The following is a 17,755-nucleotide window of genomic DNA, read 5'->3' as shown; positions in this document are numbered from 1 at the left end:
GACAGCAGGTCGGCTGCGGCGATAGGTGCGGGCGCACGAGAGGACTTGGCCATGATCACCCGAATCCAGCCCGGCGCCCGCATGAGCGAGGCCGTCGTTCACGGCGACACCATCTATCTGGCCGGCCAGGTCGGAGAGCCCGGCGACGACGTGATCGCCCAGACCAAGACCGCCCTGGCCGAGGTCGAAGCCCTGCTGGCCCAGGCCGGCAGCGACAAGTCCAGGATACTGATGGCGCAGATCTGGCTGGCCGACATGGCCGACTTCGAGGCGATGAACACCGTCTGGGACGCCTGGGTCGACACCGCCAATCCGCCCGCCCGCGCCACCGGCGAAAGCAAGCTGGCCTCGCCGGACTATCGGGTCGAGGTCATCGTCATCGCGGCCAAGGGCCGATCCGGCCGCTAGGCGGTTGACCGGGCGGTATGCAGACTGCAAACCCCCGCCATGCTGCAGAACCTCGAAACCCTCGCCCGCGAGGCCAAGTCCTGGCCGTTTGAACAGGCCCGCAATCTTCTGAACCACGTTCTGAAGAAGCGCCTCGGCGACGCCGAGCGCGACGCCGCCAAGCTGCTGATCGACGCGGGCAAGGCCGACGAGGCGCTGGCGACCTTTCCCGCGCTGCAACGGCCGGTGATCCTGGAGACGGGCTATGGCCCGTCGGGCCTGCCGCACATGGGCACCTTCGGCGAGGTGGCGCGCACGACCATGGTGCGCAACGCCTTCCGCGCCCTGACCGGCGACCACTGGCCCACGCGTCTGATCGCCTTCTCGGACGACATGGACGGCCTGCGCAAGGTTCCCGAGGGCGTGCCCAACCGGGAAATGCTGATCGAAGACCTGCACAAGCCCCTGACCCAGGTGCGCGATCCGTTCGGAACCCATGACAGTTTCGGCGCGCACAACAACGCCCGCCTGCGGGCCTTCCTCGACGGGTTCGGCTTCGATTACGAGTTCATGTCCTCGACCGAGACTTATAAGTCGGGCCGGTTCGACGCGACCCTGCTGACCCTGCTGGAGCGGTTCGACGCGGTCATGGCCATCATGCTGCCGACCCTGGGCGAGGAACGACGCGCCACCTATTCGCCCTTCCTGCCGATCAGCCCGATCACCGGCCATGTGTTGCAGGTTCCGACCCTGGCGCGCGACGTCGAAAAGGGCACGATCACCTTCGAGGACCCGGCGGGCGAACGGGGAAACCGCACCGAGGTCCCCGTCACCGGCGGTCATGTGAAGCTGCAATGGAAGCCCGACTGGGCCATGCGCTGGACCGCCCTGGACGTCGACTACGAGATGTCGGGCAAGGACCTGATCGAAAGCGTGCGCGAAAGCTCCAAGGTCTGTCGCGCCTTGGGCGGCGTGCCGCCGGAAGGCTTCAACTACGAGCTCTTCCTCGACATCGAGGGCAAGAAGATCTCCAAGTCCAAGGGCAACGGCCTGACGATGGACGAGTGGCTGCGTTACGGCACGCCCGAAAGCCTGTCCTGGTACATGTTCCAGTCGCCGAAATCGGCCAAGAGCCTGCACTTCAACGTCATTCCGCGCGCCATCGACGACTATCTGGCCTTCATCGAGGCCTATAAGACGCAAGAGGCCGCCAAGCGGATCGACAACGCCGTCTGGTCGATCCACGCGGGCGATCCGCCGACCCACACCTCGCCGGTGTCGTTCGCCCTGTTGTTGAACCTGGTGGGCGTGGCCAACGCCTCGACCAAGGACCAGCTGTGGGCCTATTTCGCCAGATATCTGCCGGAGGCGACGCCCGCGACCGAGCCGCTGCTGGACCGGCTGATGGATCATGCGCTGAACTACTACGAGGACTTCGTGAAGCCCTCCAAGTCGTACCGCCTGCCGGACGACAAGGAGAAGGCGGCCCTGCTCGATTTGGCGGCGCGGCTGAAGGCCCTGCCGGCCGATACGACCGATGGCGAACTGATCCAGAACGAAGTCTATGCGGTCGGCAAGGCGCACGCCTTCGAGCCGCTGAGGGCCTGGTTCGCCGCCTTGTACGAAGTGCTGCTGGGCGCGAGCCAGGGGCCGCGCTTCGGATCCTTCGCGGCCATCTACGGCCTGCCTCAGACCATCCGGTTGATCGAACAGGGCGCCGAGGGCGAACTGGCGGCCTGACGGCGTCGCTTTGAAGATGAACCGAAAATAACGGCGAAGCTCCGGGAGCCTTCAGCTTCGTCCGCGCATTCTCCACCCATCGGCAGACGCCCCATCGGCAAACGCCATGACAGGAGAAGAGTTATGTCGAACAGGATTTTCAAAACCGGTCTGGCCACGGCTGCGGCGCTGGCCGCCCTTGTGACCGCCGCGCCCATGGCCGCCCAGGCTCAGGCCAACGGCGTGACCAACTGCGACGCGCCGGGCGGCCGTCAGCGCGCGGGCGCCCTGATCGGCGCCGTCGTCGGCGGCGTGGTGGGATCGAACCTGGCCCGTAACGAGCGCACGGCCGGCACCATCGTCGGCGCGGGGGCGGGGGCCGCAGCGGGGTCCTACATCGGCTGCAACCAGCAAAGGGCTCGCGCGGCCTCGGTCTCGAACGGCACGCAGTATCGCGCCTCGTCCAACCTGCGCATCCGCAGCGGCCCCGGCGCCAACTATCGTCAGGCGGGCAGTCTGTCGGCGGGCCAGCCCTTCACCGCCATCGGTTCGCAGGGCGAATGGGTGCAGATCGCCGGCGGCGGCTGGGTGAACGCCCACTACGTCACCGCCTACTGAGCTTAAGATAGATGCAAAGCCCCGCCCGGTTCGCCGGGCGGGGCTTTCGTATGCGTCACTGGCTGACCCACAGAATGCGCGCCATCCATTCGATTTCCCGGCGGGGCACGATCCGGGGCGGGTAGTCGGGGTTGATGGACGACAGGGTGACGGCGCGACTGGTCAGGCTGGTCACTTCCTTGGCGATGGTCTCGCCAGACAAAAGCCGCACGACCACACGGTCTCCACGACGCGGGCGGGTCGCTTCCTGATCGACAATGACCCGGTCGCCCTCGCGATAGAGCGGCGACATGGAATCCCCGCTGATCGTCAGGCTGAACAAGGTGTCCTTGGCCTGGGGCAGTTCGGTCTGGTCCCAGCCGTCGCCCATCGGCAGTCCCGCGTCGTCGAAGAAACCGTCGTCGCCCGCCTTGGCCAAACCCAGCAAGGGCACCGTTGCGGGCTTGTCCGGCGCATCCTCGGCCAGGGCGGCGAAATCGGCCAGCGAGACCCCCGTCGCTTGAAGAATCAGGGTGACGCTCTCGGTCGAAGGCCAGCGTGGACGCGGCGGATCGCCGGTCCCGAAGCGTTTGGACGGATTGAAACTGGTGGCGTCCAGCCCCGCACGACGCGCAAGGCCGGACGGCGTCAGCCCCTCGCGCCGCGCCAGACCGTCGACGGCTTTCCACAATTTGGCGTGCGACAGAGGCATGGCGTCTCAGCGACTGATTCGCCCCAGATTACCGCCTGTCGATAGGAATTTCTACCTAGCCATCTCTTCTGCATGACGTTCTTGCCAAGAGACGAGTGTGCCAAAAATGATGAAGCCGATTATAAGATAGCTGTTCAAGTTCATTACGGTGATCAACGACCCCAACAGCACGGGTTGTTTGGTCAGGATCATCACGTGACACATCACGGTGATCAACTGGACTCCGCTCACCCATACAGGCCACGACTGTCGATAACGCCAAGCGATGGCGATGAACACGATCAAGGCTGCCAGATCTATTAAAAAGAGTCCGGCGGGCATTCCCCGAAATCCGCTGTTCTCTTGCAGTACGATCGAGGCGAACCAAGCGGAAAGGTAAGCGCCTGCGCCAAATCGTTCTGCCCGGCCCCCCTTCAAAAAGGCGAACAGCGCCATGCCGACCATGAAGACGGCGCCGACAACCGCGTAGGCGATGTTGAGCATGGCAAATCGCCCCCGTGCAGAAATGCGCGGGGGCGATAATGACCGAACTCACTGCAAAGGGAAGCCTTGGTAAGCCAAGCTTACCAAGAATTCACGCGACGCGGTGCAGGTGCGTAGGCGTCAGGGCGGACTTCGGGTCCAGCCAATCGTCGGGTTTGGCGATCGGACCGGCGGCATAGGTGCCGTAGCCGAGGCGACGGTGGTCCTTTTGCAGTTCGGCGTGGCAGGCGACGATGGATTCGCGCGCAGCCGACAGGGCGGCGATGGCTTCCATGGCCTTCGCCTGAGAACCCGTGCCGCTGACCGGCGAGAGGGAGAGGGCGGCGCGGGCGCCGATGAAGGATTGCACGAGGGTCGTCGCGCGCGTGATCGCGGCGTCGATCGCGAGTTCGGTAGCATGCAGATCGCCAGCAACGCTGGTGACGACTTCAGTCCGGTCCATGAAAGCCCCTCAAAGTATGGTTTACGACAGGCTTATGGTTATCACGTCTTAACCTTGTTTGGTAGTGCTATTTTCATCTTTCCAGCAATCGCGCGTTGAAACGCCGGCCGTGAAGCGCGGGGTGTGAGGCGCTGTTGGGCTTCGGCGCCGATCGGGCGGCTGCGACCCAAGGATCAGTCCTGGTTGTCCAGCAGAAAATGCGCCGTCAGGCTGGCGATGGGCTGGGCGCGTTCTTCCTGCCAAGCCTCGGCCTGGACATGGGCGAGACGACGTCCGGCTCGGCTGATCTTGGCGCGGGCGAAGACGTCGACGGGGCGGCCCGTGCGCAGATAGGCGACAGTGACGTTGATGGGGCGCGGCAAGCGTGCGCTGGGAAACACCAGCGCCAACTGCGCCATGGCCGTCATCTCGAGAAGGGCGGCGGTCGATCCGCCATGCAGGGCCGGCAGCATCGGATTGCCGATCAGCCTGTCGGCGAACGGCATGACGACGGTGACTTCATCCCCGTTGACCAGAGTCTTCAGGCCCAGGAACCGGGCATAGGGCAGGGTGGCGAGAAGATCGGTCATGCCGCCGCTCCGGCCGCCCGTTCGCGCGACGGGTTGAAGATATAGGCCGACTGCGCCGCCGCCACCGGATCGGAAGGATCCTCCTCGAACGCCCAGGCGCGAACGAAGGCGATGGTGTGGGTCATCCGGTAGCAGACCCCCTGGGCCAGCAGGTCCTGTCGCGGCCGGGCCGCGCGCATGTAGTCGACGCGCAGGTCCACCGTCGCGATGGGTTGAAACGTGTCCAGGGCCGTCCAGACCGCCAGGCCGCCGATATGATCCAGCAGGGTCGTCACCAGCCCGCCGGCGAACACCCCGCTGGCGGGATCGCCGACCAGATCCTCTCGCCACGGCACACGAATGCGCGGCTCCCCGTCATGCAGGCCGTCGAAGGCGAAGCCCAAGGCCCCCGTATGGGCCGCTCCCGCCGCCAGCTGGGGCAGGATGGAGGTCAGGAAACTCTCGGACATCGGGCGGGGCGGCCTTTCACGGGTTCTCGGATCGTCCTGTATGGATCGGCGACCGGACGGCGTCGAGTGCGTTAGGGAGCCATGATCCGAGCCGAAGACCTGCTGCATCCGACGCCCGCGGGCCTGTATTGTCCGCCCGGCGACTTCTATGTCGATCCGGTGCGGCCGGTGGACCGGGCGGTGATCACCCACGGCCATTCCGACCACGCGCGCGCAGGCCATGGCGCGGTGCTGGCGACGCGCCAGACGCTGGCGATCATGGCCGAACGCTATGGCGCCGACTTCACCGGCCGGGCGCAGCCGGTGGAATACGGCCAGGCGACGGCGATCGACGGCGTCGATCTCAGGCTGACGCCGGCCGGACACGTGCTGGGTTCCGCCCAGGTCGAGGTCCGATGGAAGGGCCTGACCATGGTGGTGTCCGGCGACTACAAGCGCCGTCGCGACCCGACCTGCGCGCCGTTCGAGCCGGTTCCGTGCAACGTCTTCATTTCCGAGGCCACCTTCGGCCTGCCGGTGTTCAATCATCCGCCTGCCGAGGAGGAGGTGAGGCGTCTGGTGCGCTCGCTGGGCCAGTTTCCCGACCGGGCGCATCTGGTCGGGGCCTATGCGCTGGGAAAGGCGCAACGCATCATACGGCTATTGCGCGAGGCAGGATGGGACCGGCCCATCTATTATCACGGCGCGATGGAGCGGCTGAACGCCCTCTACGAACGCGAAGGCGTCGATCTGGGATCCTTGCTTCCGACCCGCGACCTGCCCAGAAACGCCCTGGGCGGAGAGGTCGCCATTGCTCCGCCTTCCGCGATTCAGGACCGCTGGGCGCGGCGGTTCTCCGATCCGGTCACGGCCTTCGCATCGGGATGGATGGGCGTCAAGGCGCGGGCGCGCCAGCGCGGCGTGGAACTGCCGCTGATCGTCTCGGACCACGCGGACTGGAACGAACTGACGTCGACCTTCATAGAACTGCGGCCCGAGGAGGTCTGGATCACCCACGGGCGGGAGGAGGGGCTGCTGCGCTGGGCCGAGATCAACGGCCAGAAGGCCAGGGCCCTGCGCCTGGTCGGTTATGACGAGGAAGACGAGGAGGCGGTGGATGTCAGGCCCGACTGAGGACGCGCTCTGGATCAGGCGGCGGAACGGCCCGATGCGTCTTGGTCCCCGGCGTCTTGCGCAACCGCCAGGGCGGCGTTCATCGCCATGCGCAGCCGTTCGGGCTTGATCGGCTTTTCAACGACGGCCGCCATGCCGATGGACAGATAGTGTTTGGCGTCTTCCGGGTCGGCGTTGGCCGTCAGGGCGACGATCGGCACCCGACCCATTGCGCCGGGCAGGGCGCGGATGGCCTGGGTGGCCTGAACGCCGTCCATGCGCGGCATCTTGATGTCCATCAGGACCAGATCGTACCGGCTTTCCTGCACCGCCTGCAGCGCTTCCAGCCCGTCCTCGGCCAGTTCCGAACTGCAGCCGAACATTTCGCATAGCGCCTGGGCCACCACGCGGTTGGTGGCGTTGTCGTCGACGATCAATACATGCGGCGCCGCCTTCAGATCGAAGCTGGACAGGTCCGAGACATTCGACTGGACCTCGGCCTCCGCCACGGCGCGAGGGGCGGTCAGGTCGAAGGCGAAGGTCGCGCCGCGTCCCTTGTTGTTCTCGGCCCAAATCCGGCCGGCCATACGGTCGATGACCTGCCGGCAGATCGACAGGCCAAGGCCGGCGCCGTCCGGGCCGGAACCGTGGACGAAGGGCTCGAAGATGGAATCGACTCGATCGACATCGACGCCCGGGCCGTCGTCGCGGACGCGCGCCTCCATATGGATGCGGTCGCCCTCTGCCCAGGCCTTCAGTCCGGCCTCGACCACGCCGTTTCGGGCGAACTTCAAGGCGTTGCCGATCAGATTGTTGAATACCTGTTTCAGGCGCACGCCGTCGATCACGGCCGCCAGTTCCGTATCGCCTTCGTAGCCGACCAGCAGGGTGACTCCGTCCTGAGACGCTCGCGGCTCCCACATCGACTGGATGTCGTCCATGACGGCGCGCAGAGGCGTGGGCTTGCTGGACAGTTCCAACTCGCCCGCCTCGGCCTTGGACAGATCCACCGCGTCCTGAAGGATGCGCAGGAGGGTTTCGGAGGAATCCACAATGGTCTGCACATGGGCCTGGGCCGCCGACGTCAGCGGCTGACGACGCAGAAGTTCGGCGACGGCCAGGACGCCGTTCATCGGTGTGCGCAACTCATGGCTCATGATGGCCAGGAACTGGCTCTTGGCGCGCGCGGCGGCGAGGGCCTGGGTGCGGGTGTCGCTGAGGAGGGCCGCCTGTTCGGCCAACTGCGCGTTCTGTTCGCGCTGGCGCGTATTGACCGCCTGCAGCAAGGTGGCGGCCGTGCCGACGCCGAGATAGGCCCCATTGTGGGTGACGATGAAGCCCCGCAGCAAGGCCGCAGGACCGCCCTTCACCATGATGTCGCAAAAGGCGTCGATGCGGACGCCGGCCTCCACCACCGCCGGTTCGGGATCCATGGCGAAGGTTATGGGGCGCAGATCATAAAGGGCGTGGCCGAACCTGGCGGCGATCTTTTGCAGGAAGGCGGTGCGCTCGACCAGGCCGATGGGCCGGTCGCCATCGACGACGGGTATGACCAGCGTGTCCGGCTCGCGTTCGAAACGCGCCAGCACCTCGCACCCGAGCGTCGTCGGCGCCACCGGCTTTGGACGCTCGGAAAGGGTCTCGATGGTCGGCATACTGCCCGGAACTCCATACTCTCCGGGGACTTAGGCCAGAAATCGCTTGCGGATTGGTTAAGCTGCGACAGGGGCGACGCGAATCCGCCTTTTTTGCCCCTGCGGCGCATCTGGTGTATGAGGCGCGCCCGACCCTGGGGTCTTCATCTCTTTCACGCATGCGCGCGGCCGACCGGCCGACCGCAGATTCACCATGAGCGCTATCCTGGAAAAGACCGTTCCAACCGCCGAACAGATCGCGCAGAAGACGGCGCTCGTCCTGTTTTCGGGCGGGCAGGACAGCGCCACCTGCCTGGCCTGGGCGCTGGAACGGTTCGACCGGGTCGAGACGGTCGGTTTCGACTATGGCCAGCGCCATGTCGTGGAGATGCAGGCTCGCCAAGCCGTGCGCGCCGGCATGACCAAGGCCCTGCCGCAATACGCCAGCCGTCTGGGCGAGGATCATGTGGTGGACCTGACCGGCTATGGGCGGATCGCCGACAGCGCCCTGACCGCCGACCGCAAGATCGAGATGGACGCGCGCGGCCTGCCGACGACCTTCGTGCCCGGCCGAAATCTGATCTTCCTGGTCGCGGCGGCGGCCCTGGCGGACCGGCGCGGGCTGGAGGTTCTGGTCGGCGGCATGTGCGAGACCGACTTTTCCGGCTATCCCGATTGCCGCCACGAAACGATGGAGGCCATGGCGCGGGCCCTGTCGCTGGGGCTGGACAAGCCGGTGATCATCGACACGCCGCTGATGTGGCTGACCAAGGCCCAGACGTGGGAACTGGCGGATCGGATCGGGGGCGAGCCTCTGGTGCGGTTGATCGTCGAGGACAGCCACACCTGCTATCGGGGCGACCGGGCCCATCGGCACGTCTGGGGTTATGGCTGCGGCGAATGTCCGGCGTGCGAACTGCGTGAGGCCGGATACCAGGAATGGGCCGCCGCCAAGTGACCTATTCGGCGAAGGAAGTCTTCCTGACGGTCCAGGGCGAGGGAGGGCAGGCGGGGCGGCCTGCGGTCTTCCTGCGCTTTTCCGGCTGCAATCTGTGGAGCGGGCGCGAGCAGGACCGGGAGACGGCCGTCTGCACCTTCTGCGATACGGATTTCGTCGGCGTCGACGGCGGCGGGGGCGGCAAGTTCAAGACGCCGGACCTGTTGGCCGACCACGTCGCGGCGATGTGGCGAGGGCGCCAGGGCGATCCGAAACTGGTGGTCTGCACCGGGGGCGAACCCCTGCTGCAACTGGACGCGGCGCTGATCGCGGCCTTGAAGACGCGCGGATTCGAGATCGCCATCGAAAGCAACGGCACGCTTGAGGCGCCTGATGGGATCGACTGGGTCTGCGTCAGTCCCAAGGCGGACGCAGAGGTGATCCAGATCAAGGGCCAGGAACTGAAGCTGGTCTATCCGCAGGCCAAGGCCATGCCGGAGCGGTTCGAACACCTCGATTTCGAGCGATTCTGGCTGCAGCCCCTGGATGGTCCCGACCAGGCGGAGAACACCGCCGCCGCCATCGAATACTGCCTGACCCATCCCCAGTGGCGCCTCAGCGTCCAGACCCACAAATATATCGGCGTCCGCTAATGCCCGTCTTCGAGATCACCAAACAGGCGACGTTCGACGCCGCTCACCATTTCCCCAACGAGCCCGAAGGCAGCATCTATCGCCGCGTTCACGGCCATTCCTTCACGGTCGAGGCGACGATCCGGTCCGAGACCCTGGACGCCGAGCACAACTGGGTCGCGGACCTGGGCGCGCTGGACCGAGCGCTGAGGGCGGCGGCGCAGCAGCTGGACCACGGCATGCTCAACGAGCACGAGGGGCTGGAGCTGCCCAGCCTGGAAAATCTGTGCCTGTGGTTCGCCAAGACGCTGAAGCCCGCCTGGCCGGGCCTGTGCCGGGTGCAGGTGGCGCGCCCGACGATAAACGAGCGGTGTGTCCTGAGCCTTTAGGCCGACAGCCATTGGACCAGGGCGGCGTTGACCGCCTCGGGCCGTTCCAGAGTGGAGATGTGGCCGCACTCCGGCACGACGACCAGACGGGCGTCGGGAATGGCGTCGGCCATTTCCTGCGCGCGGTCGGGCGGGGTCAAGGCGTCCTTGTCTCCGACAAGCGCCAGGGTCGGCGCCGCGATGGCGGACAGGAAGGGGCGGCTGTCGATCCGGTTCATGATGGCCGTCTGCTGGCGCACGAAGCCCTCGACCCCCACCGACCGGCCCATCCGCGTCTGCGTCCCGATCAATTCGGCGTCGTCGCGGCGGCTGGGGTGAACGAGGTTTGGAATTGTCTGGGCCAGGACGTCGTCATAGCCGCCACTGACCGCCTTCTCGATCATGGCGCGGCGCAGACGGCTCTGTTCGGGAGCATCCGGTCGCGCGGTGGTGTCCATGAGCGCCAGCCTGACCACGCGGTCCGGCGCCTGGCGCAGAATCTCCAGCGCCACATAGCCGCCCATGGACAGCCCGCCCAGGGCGAAGCGGGGCGGGGCGTCGCGCAGGACGGCGGCGGCCATATGCGCCATCGTCTCGCCCTCCAGCGTCGAGGCGACGGTGACGGGACCGTGCGTCCACAGGGCCGGCAACTGGGGGACGAACAGCTCGGCCGTGCAGATCAGGCCGGGTATCAAGAGGATCGGGGTCATGGCGTCAACAGGGCCGTCCCTGGCGCCGCCGCTGTTCGCAGCGGCGCTGTTCACGCTCATAGTCGCGTTGCTCGCGTTCGCGTTTCAGCCGGGTTTCCTCGTCGGAGGTGGTGACGGCGTCGAAACCGGCGCCGACGACCGCCCCCGTGGCCTTGGCCGTGCCGCCCACGACGGCGGCGGTCCCCCCGGCGACGGCCCCGACCAGGCAGCCCTGAAGCATCAGGCAGCCCATCGCGGCGACGGCGATCCGACCCAGGTCGAGAAGGGGATTTCGACGACTCATGCAGCGGGACTCCAGAGACTTTGAATAGTCGCTGATAAGCATGAATGGAGGCCGACTTCAGGCCTTTCTTTGCGGCAGCAGTTTTCGCCGCTGTCGCGACAGGGCCAGCGGCGTCCCGTCCGCCCCCCAGGCCGCCGCCTCGTCCACCGTCCAGCCCAGGCCGAGGTCCAGCATCCGAAACTCGAAGAAGGCCCAGCCGTCCGGGGCGTTCTCCGGCGTCGGATCGGTCAGGATGTCGATGCGCAGGTCCACCGTCGTCATGGCCGCCGGCGTCTTCGACAGGGTCCATGCCGGGGGATAGAGGGCGTCCAGCAGATAGCACAGTCCGACCTCGTCCAGCGGACGCCGATCCGCCATCCGCATCCAGGTCCGCTCCACCGCCGCCCTGCCGGCGTTGCCGCCCAGGATGTTGGGGCCCCCGTCGAACCGATATTCGACGTGCCGAGAAAAACGCGGGGCCATCGGGCCATGGATCGTGGCCCTGGGGTCCAGCCCGCCCAGAGCCGGCGGCGGGGCGTGCAGCGGCGAGACAGCGGGCGTCTGGGCGTCCAGCCCGTAGGTTCCGGTGGCGTGATGGGTCAGGCGACCGGCCTGCTCGGCCTCGACCGCCGCATAGACGACGTTGCGTCCGCCGCGCAGCAGGCGCGGGTGGAAGGCGATCTGTTCGTCGAAGGCCGCCGCCGACAGATACTGGACCGACAGCGACCGAAGCGGCGCGGCCACAGACAGCCCCTGACGCATGGATCGGGCGCACAGCGCCGCCAGCAGGCCGCCGAACGGAAACCCTTTTTCCGGCGGCAGCGCGGCGGGGCCGTTCGAGAAATGGCCCGGGACCGGCGCCGACAGGCCGCCGTCGTCCAACGTCTTGAACCTCAGGGCGGCGTCGAGCGAGACGGGCGATTGAACAGCGTCGGTCATGGCGCGATCCTGCGGCAGGTGGAAAGTCGGCGGAAGCCCCCGATCGTTCGATCACGGCATTTGGGAGTCTGACCTGAGCCTCCGCCAGTCAAGGAACAAGGCCGACGAACCATCAGGCCTGCACGTCCGTTGCCAAACAAGACTTACTCTATGCGTTCGGATTCGCAACCCTTGCCAAACGGCTGACGCGGGGTCACTTTCTCGTCCATGGGACGCACCGCCGACTATAGCCGCCAGAGCTGCTCCATCGCCGCCACGCTGGAGGTGATCGGCGATCCGTGGACCCTGCTGGTCATCCGTGACGCCTTCAACGGCGTCAGCCGTTTCGAACAGTGGCAGGAGAACCTGGGCGTGGCGCGCAACGTCCTGGCCGCCCGCCTGAAAAGCCTGGTCCAGCACGGGGTGCTGGAACCGCGCCTCTATTCCGAGCGCCCGCCGCGCAATGAATATGTGCTGACTTCCAAGGGCAAGGACCTGTACGGCGTTCTGGTGACGCTGCACGGCTGGGGCGCCAAACACGTCTATGGCGACGCCGACAGCGGCATCGACATGGTTCACCAGACCTGCGGCCACACTCTGACGCCCCGTATCGCCTGCGGTTGCTGCAACGAGATCGTCAAGCCGCGCGACATCAAGCTGACCCGCGCCGAAAACCGGCCCACGGTCGGCGACGTGATGCCCACGGAAGCCGCCTAGGCGTTCAGGCCTCCGCCTCCAGGCGATAGCCGACGCCGCGCACATTGGTCAGCAGGCCGGCGGCATCGGCGCCCTCCAGCTTGCGGCGCAGGTGGCTGACGTGGCTGTCGATGGTGCGCTCCAGAACCGTCTGATTGGCGAAACAGGCCTGCATGATTTCCGCACGGCTGAAGACGCGCAGCGGCGTTCGCGCCATATGGGCCAGGATGCGGAATTCGGTCAGCGTCAGGTCCAGCCGTCGGCGCCCTTCGGCGGTGAGCACCGCCGCCATATAGTTCTCCAGCTGGACCTCCAGCGGCCCGACGCGCAGCACCTTGGCGGCGCGGCCGCCGCCAGAACGACGCAGGAGCGATTGAACGCGGGCCGCGACCTCGATGGGATCGACCGGCCGGGCCAGGTGGTCGTCGGCCCCGATCCGCAGCGCATGAAGCCGTTGGCGGGGCTGGCCGTCGGCGCCGATCATGACGACCGGCGTCTCGCCGAGCCGCCGCAGTTCGCCCAGCACGTCCCAGCCGTCGCGCACGGGCAGGGCGACGCCCAGCAGCACCAGGTCCGGCTTCAGGGCGGCGTGGATGTCGATGGCCTGCTGGCCGTCCTCGACGACGACGGTGCGCAGGCCCTCGCGGCGCAGGACGACATCCAGCGCATCGGCGCCTTCGCGGTCTTCATCGGCGATCAGGATCAAGCTGCTCATGGCGCCTCCGTTCGCCGCCATGACCGGCGTCCGCCGCAAAATCCAGAAAAACCGTACGCCTTCGGACAAGTTTCATCGGCGCGTCGCAAAGGCTTCACGAACCATGCGAAAAAGCCCCTCTCGACGAGCGAGAGGGGCCAGTTTCGAGCCTCGGGGAGGATCAGTAAGAGGCGCGCAGTTCGATGCCGAAGGTGCGCGGATTGTTGAAGTTGCCGTAGTCGCCCAGGGTGTTCCGGTTGGCCGGATCCCGACGGTAGACATAGGTCTCGTCCAGAAGGTTGCGCGACCAGAGGGCCACTTCCAGCAGGGGACCGCCGGCGCCGGTCTGGATGTCGGCGACCGCGACCCGGGCGTTCACGATGAACGAGGAGTCGTTCTTGACGGCGTATTGCTCGAAGCTGTGGGTCGCATCGGCGTAGTTGGCGTCGATGTGCGCCTTCAGCGTGCCGCCCATGAAGGGCGAAGACCAATCGGCGGCGACGTTGGCCGCGTTTTCCGGCGTGTAGATGATGAAAACCGGCTGGCTCGTGCCCGTTCTGGGGTTCACCGCATCCGGGATCGAAATGTCGGTGAAGGCATAACCGGCCGACAGGGTCAGGTTCTCGGTCGCTCGGAACTGACCTTCCAGCTCCACGCCGCGAATCTTGGTCGTGCCTTCGGCGTTCATCGTGTCCAGCGTGTTGCGACCGCCGTCTTCCACATAGCTGAAGTCGATCTGGCTGTCGGTGCGGTCCATCTGGTAGATGGCGGCGTTCAGACGGACGCGGCGATCGAACAGGTCGCTCTTCAGGCCCAGTTCGTAGGCCTTGACCTCCTCGGGATCGAACGAGCGGTAGCTGAGCGAACGCGAGGACGCGCCGCCGGCGCGATAGCCGGTCGAATATTTGCCGTAGACGTTGACGTTGTCGCTCAGATCATAGGCCAGAGTGACCAGCGGATCGAAGCGGTCGACCGAGGTGGCGAAGTGAAGCTCGCCCGTCACGCCGGCGTAGACCGGCAGCTTGTTGTTGATCAGCTCCAGCGTGCCGTCTTTGTCGTCCCAGGTGTAGCGGCCGCCGACCGTCAGGTGCAGAGCCTGCATCTGCGCCGGGGTCCAGGTCGCCTGACCATAGACGGCCTTCGACTCCGAGTGGGCCGTCGACTTGCGGTCCAGAGAGCGGAAGCCCCGGATGGTCGGGGTCGGATCGAGGATGGTGTAGCCCGTGCCGTCGGCGTTCCAGCGGTTGGTCGACGGCGTCGAGGCGTCGTCGGACACCGTCTCCTTGAAGTAGAAGACGCCGCCGACGTAGTCGATGCTGTCGCCCAGCGAACCGACGGCCTGCAGTTCCTGGCTGAACTGATGCTGCCAGAAGCCGGCCAGCGAGTAGCGGCTGAAGTTGCCGTTCGGACCCACGACCGGCGGACGGTGCGCGCCGGCGATGTTGTCGTACTGCTCGACGTCCAGGTCGCGATAGGCGGTGATCGAGCGGATTTCCAGAGAGTCGTTCGGGCGATACGACAGGTGCAGATCGACGCCGCGCGTGTCGTCGACGCTCCATTGCTGAGGCACGCCGATGTCGGCCTGCGTCATGCGCTCGGAGCCTTCGACCTGAACGATCGGCGCCAGGTCGCGGATGCTGCCCGAGGGAACGGTGGTCGAAGTCCACGGCACGACCGGCAGGCCGTTCGGGTTGAAGTTCAGCAGTTGGCTGTAGAACGGGGTGTTCTTGTCCTTGCCGATGTCGGCGGCCAGGGTGGCGGTGAAGTCGTCGCTCGGGGTCCAGCGGGTCTGGAAGCGCAGGCCGCGACGGTCGTACTGGCCAAAGCCTTCCTCGCCCGGAAGGATATTCTTGGTGACGGGGCCTTGAACCTGGATCACGCCGTCGACCTTGAAGGCGAAGTCGCCCAGGGCCGGGAAGTCGACGTGCAGTTCGGAGTTGTAGGAGTCCAGATTGCCCACGCCGGCGACGGCGCGCATGCCGAAGACGCCCGTGGGCTTCTTCGTGACCAGCGACAGGGCGCCGCCTTCGGTGTTGCGGCCGAACAGCGTGCCTTGCGGACCCTTCAGGACCTCGACGCGCTCGATGTCGAGCAAGGCGGAGGCCAGGCCGTGCTGGCGGGCCAGATAGACGCCGTCGACATAGACGCCGACGCCCTGTTCGCGGGCGGGCTGGTTGGCGTCGTTGGGGACGATGCCGCGGATGCCGATGGTCAGGGCGGACTGGCGGGCCTCGAAGGTGGCGACGCGCAGGGACGGCACGGCGCCGTCGGCCAGGTCCATCAGGCTCTGGACGTGGCGGTTCGCCAGGGCTTCCGAGCCAAGCACCGAGATCGAGATCGGCGTGTCCTGCAGATTGGTTTCCCGCTTGGTGGCGGTCACGACGATGTCGTCCAGGCCGACGGGCGCATTGGCGGCGGCCGCCGGGGCAGGCTGGGTTTGAGCGGGTTGGCTCGGAGCGGTTTGGGCGAGGGCGGAAACAGGCGTGGAGAGAAGCGCGGTCCCCAGCATCAGCTGGAGGCGCAGTTTGGTTTGACGATGCATTTTTATCCCCTGCTTAGTCGAGCCGGGGATTACGCCGTCATTGCAATAGGCAGTTCACAGCCACGCGACACTCAGATGCAAGTTTGATGTCTGATGTGACGATCAACATAGCGCAAAAATCCAGCAAATCTCCACGCGGCCTCCACACTTGAGTTGGTCGATGTCGGCCGGCCCAGTTTTCGGAGACTAGAGCAAGGTTACGCCGCCGCCCGGGTGTCGCCGATGAAGCCGCCGCCCAGGACGCGGTCGGGATCGGCGGGATCGTAGAGGGCGCAGGCCTGGCCGGGGGCGACGCCTTCCTCGCCCTGGTCGAACACGACCGAAATCGCGCCGTCGACCAAGGTCAGACGGGCGGGGGACGGCTGGCGGGTGGAGCGGACACGGGCCAGGACTGGAACGCCGGCCTCAGCGGCCTCGACGATGGTGGCCTCGTCGCCCAGCCAGTTGGTCTCCTCCAGCGTCAGAGCCGCGGTCAGCAGGGCCTCGCGCGGGCCGACGATGACCCGGCGGCCCTCGGGATCCAGCCTGGTGACGAACAGGGGCTCGCCCACGGCGACGTTCAGGCCCCGGCGTTGGCCGATGGTGTAGTCGGTGATGCCGGCGTGGCGGCCCAGCACCCGGCCGTCCATGTGGACGATCTCGCCGGCCTCGCGGCCCTGCGGGCGCAGCCGGTCGATCAGGGTGCGATAGTCGCCCGAGGGGACGAAGCAGATGTCCTGGCTGTCCGGCTTGGCGGCGATCTTCAGCCCCAGTTCAGCGGCGACGCCGCGCACCTGGGGCTTTTCCAGATCGGCCAGCGGAAAGCGGAGGTAGTCGAGCTGGTCCTGGGTGGTGGCGAACAGGAAATAGGACTGGTCGCGGGAATGATCGACCGCCTTCCTCATCTGCGAGCGGTTGCCGACGGCGGCGCGATGGACGTAGTGGCCCGTGGCCATCGCCTCCGCGCCCAGGTCGCGGGCGACGTCCAGCAGGTCGCGGAACTTCACGGTTTGATTGCAGCGGATGCAGGGGACCGGGGTCTGTCCCTTCAGATAGCTGTCGGCGAACTGGTCGATCACCGCGTCCTTGAACCGGCTCTCGTAGTCCAGAACGTAATGGGGGATGCCGATCATGTCGGCGGCCAGACGGGCGTCGTGGATGTCCTGGCCCGCGCAGCAGGCGCCCTTCTTCTTCAGCGCCGCGCCGTGGTCGTAGAGCTGCAGGGTCACGCCGACGACGTCGTAGCCCGCCTTGTGCAGCAGGGCCGCGACGACGGTGGAATCCACGCCGCCCGACATGGCCGCGACGACGCGCGCCCCGACCGGCAGGCCGACCGCCGCCCGCGCGCTTTCCACCGCCGCATCCATGTCGGTGCGGACGACGTTCGGAACGGGACAGATGTCTTCGACCAGGGTCATCGCGGCCATTTAGGATCGAACCCGCGCGATTTCGAGGCCCTGACGCGAAAAGGCCGCCTCCGTCGCCGGACGCGGCCCTCGTCGTCTTTCGGACAAGTCGTTTAGGAGCGGTAGCTCTGAATGCGCGTCGTGCGCAGGCCCTGCATGCCCCATTTGTCGATCGCCTTTTGCCAGGCCAGGAACTCTTCCGCCGTCAGGCGATATTTCGCCAGGGCGTCGTCGAGGCTGAGCAGGCCGCCGCGGACGGCGGCGACGACCTCGGCCTTGCGCCGGATCACCCACCGATCCGTGTTGGACGGCGGCAGGTCGTTCAGGGTCAGGGGCGTGCCAGTCGGTCCGACCACGTATTGTTCGCCTTTGCTATTAAGGCGTCGCTCTTGCAACATGGGCTTATGCCTCTTTCACCAACACCGAAGTGTCATGAAGGTAGGCGGCCCCGACTAAGGTCCGTTTAAGCGTCGTGGTGAAGGAACGGATAAAATCCGTCCCTCCGCGAGCGACTCCGTAAACCTTGC

At 66.5% G+C, this 17,755-nt stretch carries 21 protein-coding genes; 8 read left to right on the top strand and 13 right to left on the bottom strand.

Going from position 1 to position 17,755, the window contains the following annotated elements; translation table 11 throughout:
* Nucleotides 1-51: 51 nt before the first annotated feature.
* From DI624_RS10225 to DI624_RS10215, 3 genes are all read left to right on the top strand, one after another.
* Nucleotides 52-408 (top strand): RidA family protein, encoded by a 357-nt coding sequence (locus DI624_RS10225; protein WP_291537970.1) that lies wholly within the window; start codon nt 52-54, stop codon nt 406-408.
* 39 nt (nt 409-447) lie between these two features.
* Nucleotides 448-2,127 carry a lysine--tRNA ligase gene (locus DI624_RS10220; RefSeq protein WP_291537968.1) on the top strand — a complete coding sequence of 560 codons (1,680 nt, stop codon included), beginning with the start codon at nt 448-450 and terminating at the stop codon, nt 2,125-2,127.
* A gap of 123 nt (nt 2,128-2,250) precedes the next feature.
* On the top strand, nt 2,251-2,724 hold the full coding sequence (locus tag DI624_RS10215) for an SH3 domain-containing protein (protein WP_291537966.1): 474 nt from the start codon (nt 2,251-2,253) through the stop codon (nt 2,722-2,724).
* Nucleotides 2,725-2,779: 55 nt separating this feature from the next.
* On the opposite strand, the gene DI624_RS10210 is transcribed toward DI624_RS10215, so the two are convergent.
* The 5 genes from DI624_RS10210 to DI624_RS10190 form a co-directional block, all read right to left on the bottom strand.
* Entirely contained in the window at nt 2,780-3,415 is a 636-nt protein-coding gene (locus DI624_RS10210; protein ID WP_291537964.1) for a helix-turn-helix transcriptional regulator, read from the bottom strand.
* Nucleotides 3,416-3,466: 51 nt separating this feature from the next.
* Nucleotides 3,467-3,898 (bottom strand): hypothetical protein, encoded by a 432-nt coding sequence (locus DI624_RS10205; protein ID WP_291537961.1) that lies wholly within the window; start codon nt 3,896-3,898, stop codon nt 3,467-3,469.
* Between the two features lie 91 nt (nt 3,899-3,989).
* On the bottom strand, nt 3,990-4,340 hold the full coding sequence (locus DI624_RS10200; protein ID WP_291537959.1) for a hypothetical protein: 351 nt from the start codon (nt 4,338-4,340) through the stop codon (nt 3,990-3,992).
* Nucleotides 4,341-4,513: 173 nt separating this feature from the next.
* A complete protein-coding gene (locus tag DI624_RS10195; protein ID WP_291537957.1) occupies nt 4,514-4,909 on the bottom strand; it encodes a PaaI family thioesterase in 396 nt (131 codons plus the stop codon).
* Nucleotides 4,906-5,358, bottom strand: a complete 453-nt coding sequence (locus DI624_RS10190) for a PaaI family thioesterase (RefSeq protein WP_291537955.1) — start codon at nt 5,356-5,358, stop codon at nt 4,906-4,908. Before DI624_RS10190 ends, DI624_RS10195 begins: the two co-directional genes overlap by 4 nt.
* A gap of 81 nt (nt 5,359-5,439) precedes the next feature.
* On the opposite strand from DI624_RS10190, the gene DI624_RS10185 reads away from it, so the two are divergent.
* A complete protein-coding gene (locus DI624_RS10185; RefSeq protein WP_291537953.1) occupies nt 5,440-6,471 on the top strand; it encodes a ligase-associated DNA damage response exonuclease in 1,032 nt (343 codons plus the stop codon).
* Nucleotides 6,472-6,485: 14 nt separating this feature from the next.
* Here DI624_RS10185 and DI624_RS10180 read toward each other — a convergent pair whose 3' ends face one another.
* A complete protein-coding gene (locus DI624_RS10180) occupies nt 6,486-8,105 on the bottom strand; it encodes a response regulator (RefSeq protein WP_291537951.1) in 1,620 nt (539 codons plus the stop codon).
* A gap of 193 nt (nt 8,106-8,298) precedes the next feature.
* Between DI624_RS10180 and queC the strand changes: the two genes are divergently transcribed.
* From queC to DI624_RS10165, 3 genes are read left to right on the top strand one after another with little or no spacing between them, the layout of a single operon-like run.
* Nucleotides 8,299-9,042: a 7-cyano-7-deazaguanine synthase QueC gene (gene queC, locus DI624_RS10175; RefSeq protein ID WP_291537949.1), complete on the top strand. Its 744-nt coding sequence runs from the start codon at nt 8,299-8,301 to the stop codon at nt 9,040-9,042.
* On the top strand, nt 9,039-9,674 hold the full coding sequence (gene queE / locus DI624_RS10170) for a 7-carboxy-7-deazaguanine synthase (RefSeq protein ID WP_291538002.1): 636 nt from the start codon (nt 9,039-9,041) through the stop codon (nt 9,672-9,674). Before queC ends, queE begins: the two co-directional genes overlap by 4 nt.
* Nucleotides 9,674-10,042 carry a 6-carboxytetrahydropterin synthase gene (locus tag DI624_RS10165; protein WP_291537948.1) on the top strand — a complete coding sequence of 123 codons (369 nt, stop codon included), beginning with the start codon at nt 9,674-9,676 and terminating at the stop codon, nt 10,040-10,042. The genes queE and DI624_RS10165 overlap by 1 nt, the downstream gene beginning before the upstream one ends.
* Here the strand turns inward: DI624_RS10165 and DI624_RS10160 are convergent.
* The 3 genes from DI624_RS10160 to DI624_RS10150 are packed head-to-tail and all read right to left on the bottom strand — an operon-like array spanning nt 10,039 to nt 11,932.
* On the bottom strand, nt 10,039-10,731 hold the full coding sequence (locus DI624_RS10160) for an alpha/beta fold hydrolase (protein ID WP_291537946.1): 693 nt from the start codon (nt 10,729-10,731) through the stop codon (nt 10,039-10,041). The genes DI624_RS10165 and DI624_RS10160 overlap by 4 nt on opposite strands.
* Before the next feature lie 4 nt (nt 10,732-10,735).
* Nucleotides 10,736-11,014, bottom strand: a complete 279-nt coding sequence (locus tag DI624_RS10155; protein ID WP_291537944.1) for a hypothetical protein — start codon at nt 11,012-11,014, stop codon at nt 10,736-10,738.
* A gap of 57 nt (nt 11,015-11,071) precedes the next feature.
* Nucleotides 11,072-11,932 (bottom strand): thioesterase family protein, encoded by an 861-nt coding sequence (locus tag DI624_RS10150; RefSeq protein WP_291537919.1) that lies wholly within the window; start codon nt 11,930-11,932, stop codon nt 11,072-11,074.
* A 207-nt stretch (nt 11,933-12,139) separates the two neighbouring features.
* On the opposite strand from DI624_RS10150, the gene DI624_RS10145 reads away from it, so the two are divergent.
* Nucleotides 12,140-12,628, top strand: coding sequence for a helix-turn-helix domain-containing protein (locus tag DI624_RS10145; protein WP_291537917.1), 489 nt, complete (start codon nt 12,140-12,142; stop codon nt 12,626-12,628).
* Between the two features lie 4 nt (nt 12,629-12,632).
* On the opposite strand, the gene DI624_RS10140 is transcribed toward DI624_RS10145, so the two are convergent.
* The 4 genes from DI624_RS10140 to DI624_RS10125 form a co-directional block, all read right to left on the bottom strand.
* On the bottom strand, nt 12,633-13,322 hold the full coding sequence (locus DI624_RS10140) for a response regulator (protein WP_291537915.1): 690 nt from the start codon (nt 13,320-13,322) through the stop codon (nt 12,633-12,635).
* 160 nt (nt 13,323-13,482) lie between these two features.
* Nucleotides 13,483-15,843 (bottom strand): TonB-dependent receptor, encoded by a 2,361-nt coding sequence (locus DI624_RS10135; RefSeq protein ID WP_291537913.1) that lies wholly within the window; start codon nt 15,841-15,843, stop codon nt 13,483-13,485.
* A 197-nt stretch (nt 15,844-16,040) separates the two neighbouring features.
* Nucleotides 16,041-17,249, bottom strand: a complete 1,209-nt coding sequence (gene mnmA, locus DI624_RS10130; protein ID WP_291537911.1) for a tRNA 2-thiouridine(34) synthase MnmA — start codon at nt 17,247-17,249, stop codon at nt 16,041-16,043.
* Nucleotides 17,250-17,341: 92 nt separating this feature from the next.
* Nucleotides 17,342-17,626: a DUF1153 domain-containing protein gene (locus DI624_RS10125; protein WP_026108337.1), complete on the bottom strand. Its 285-nt coding sequence runs from the start codon at nt 17,624-17,626 to the stop codon at nt 17,342-17,344.
* Nucleotides 17,627-17,755 lie beyond the last annotated feature (129 nt).

This window comes from Brevundimonas sp. (assembly GCF_003248455.1).
Taxonomy (GTDB): Bacteria; Pseudomonadota; Alphaproteobacteria; order Caulobacterales; family Caulobacteraceae; genus Brevundimonas.
This window is presented reverse-complemented; position numbering and strand designations above follow the sequence as displayed.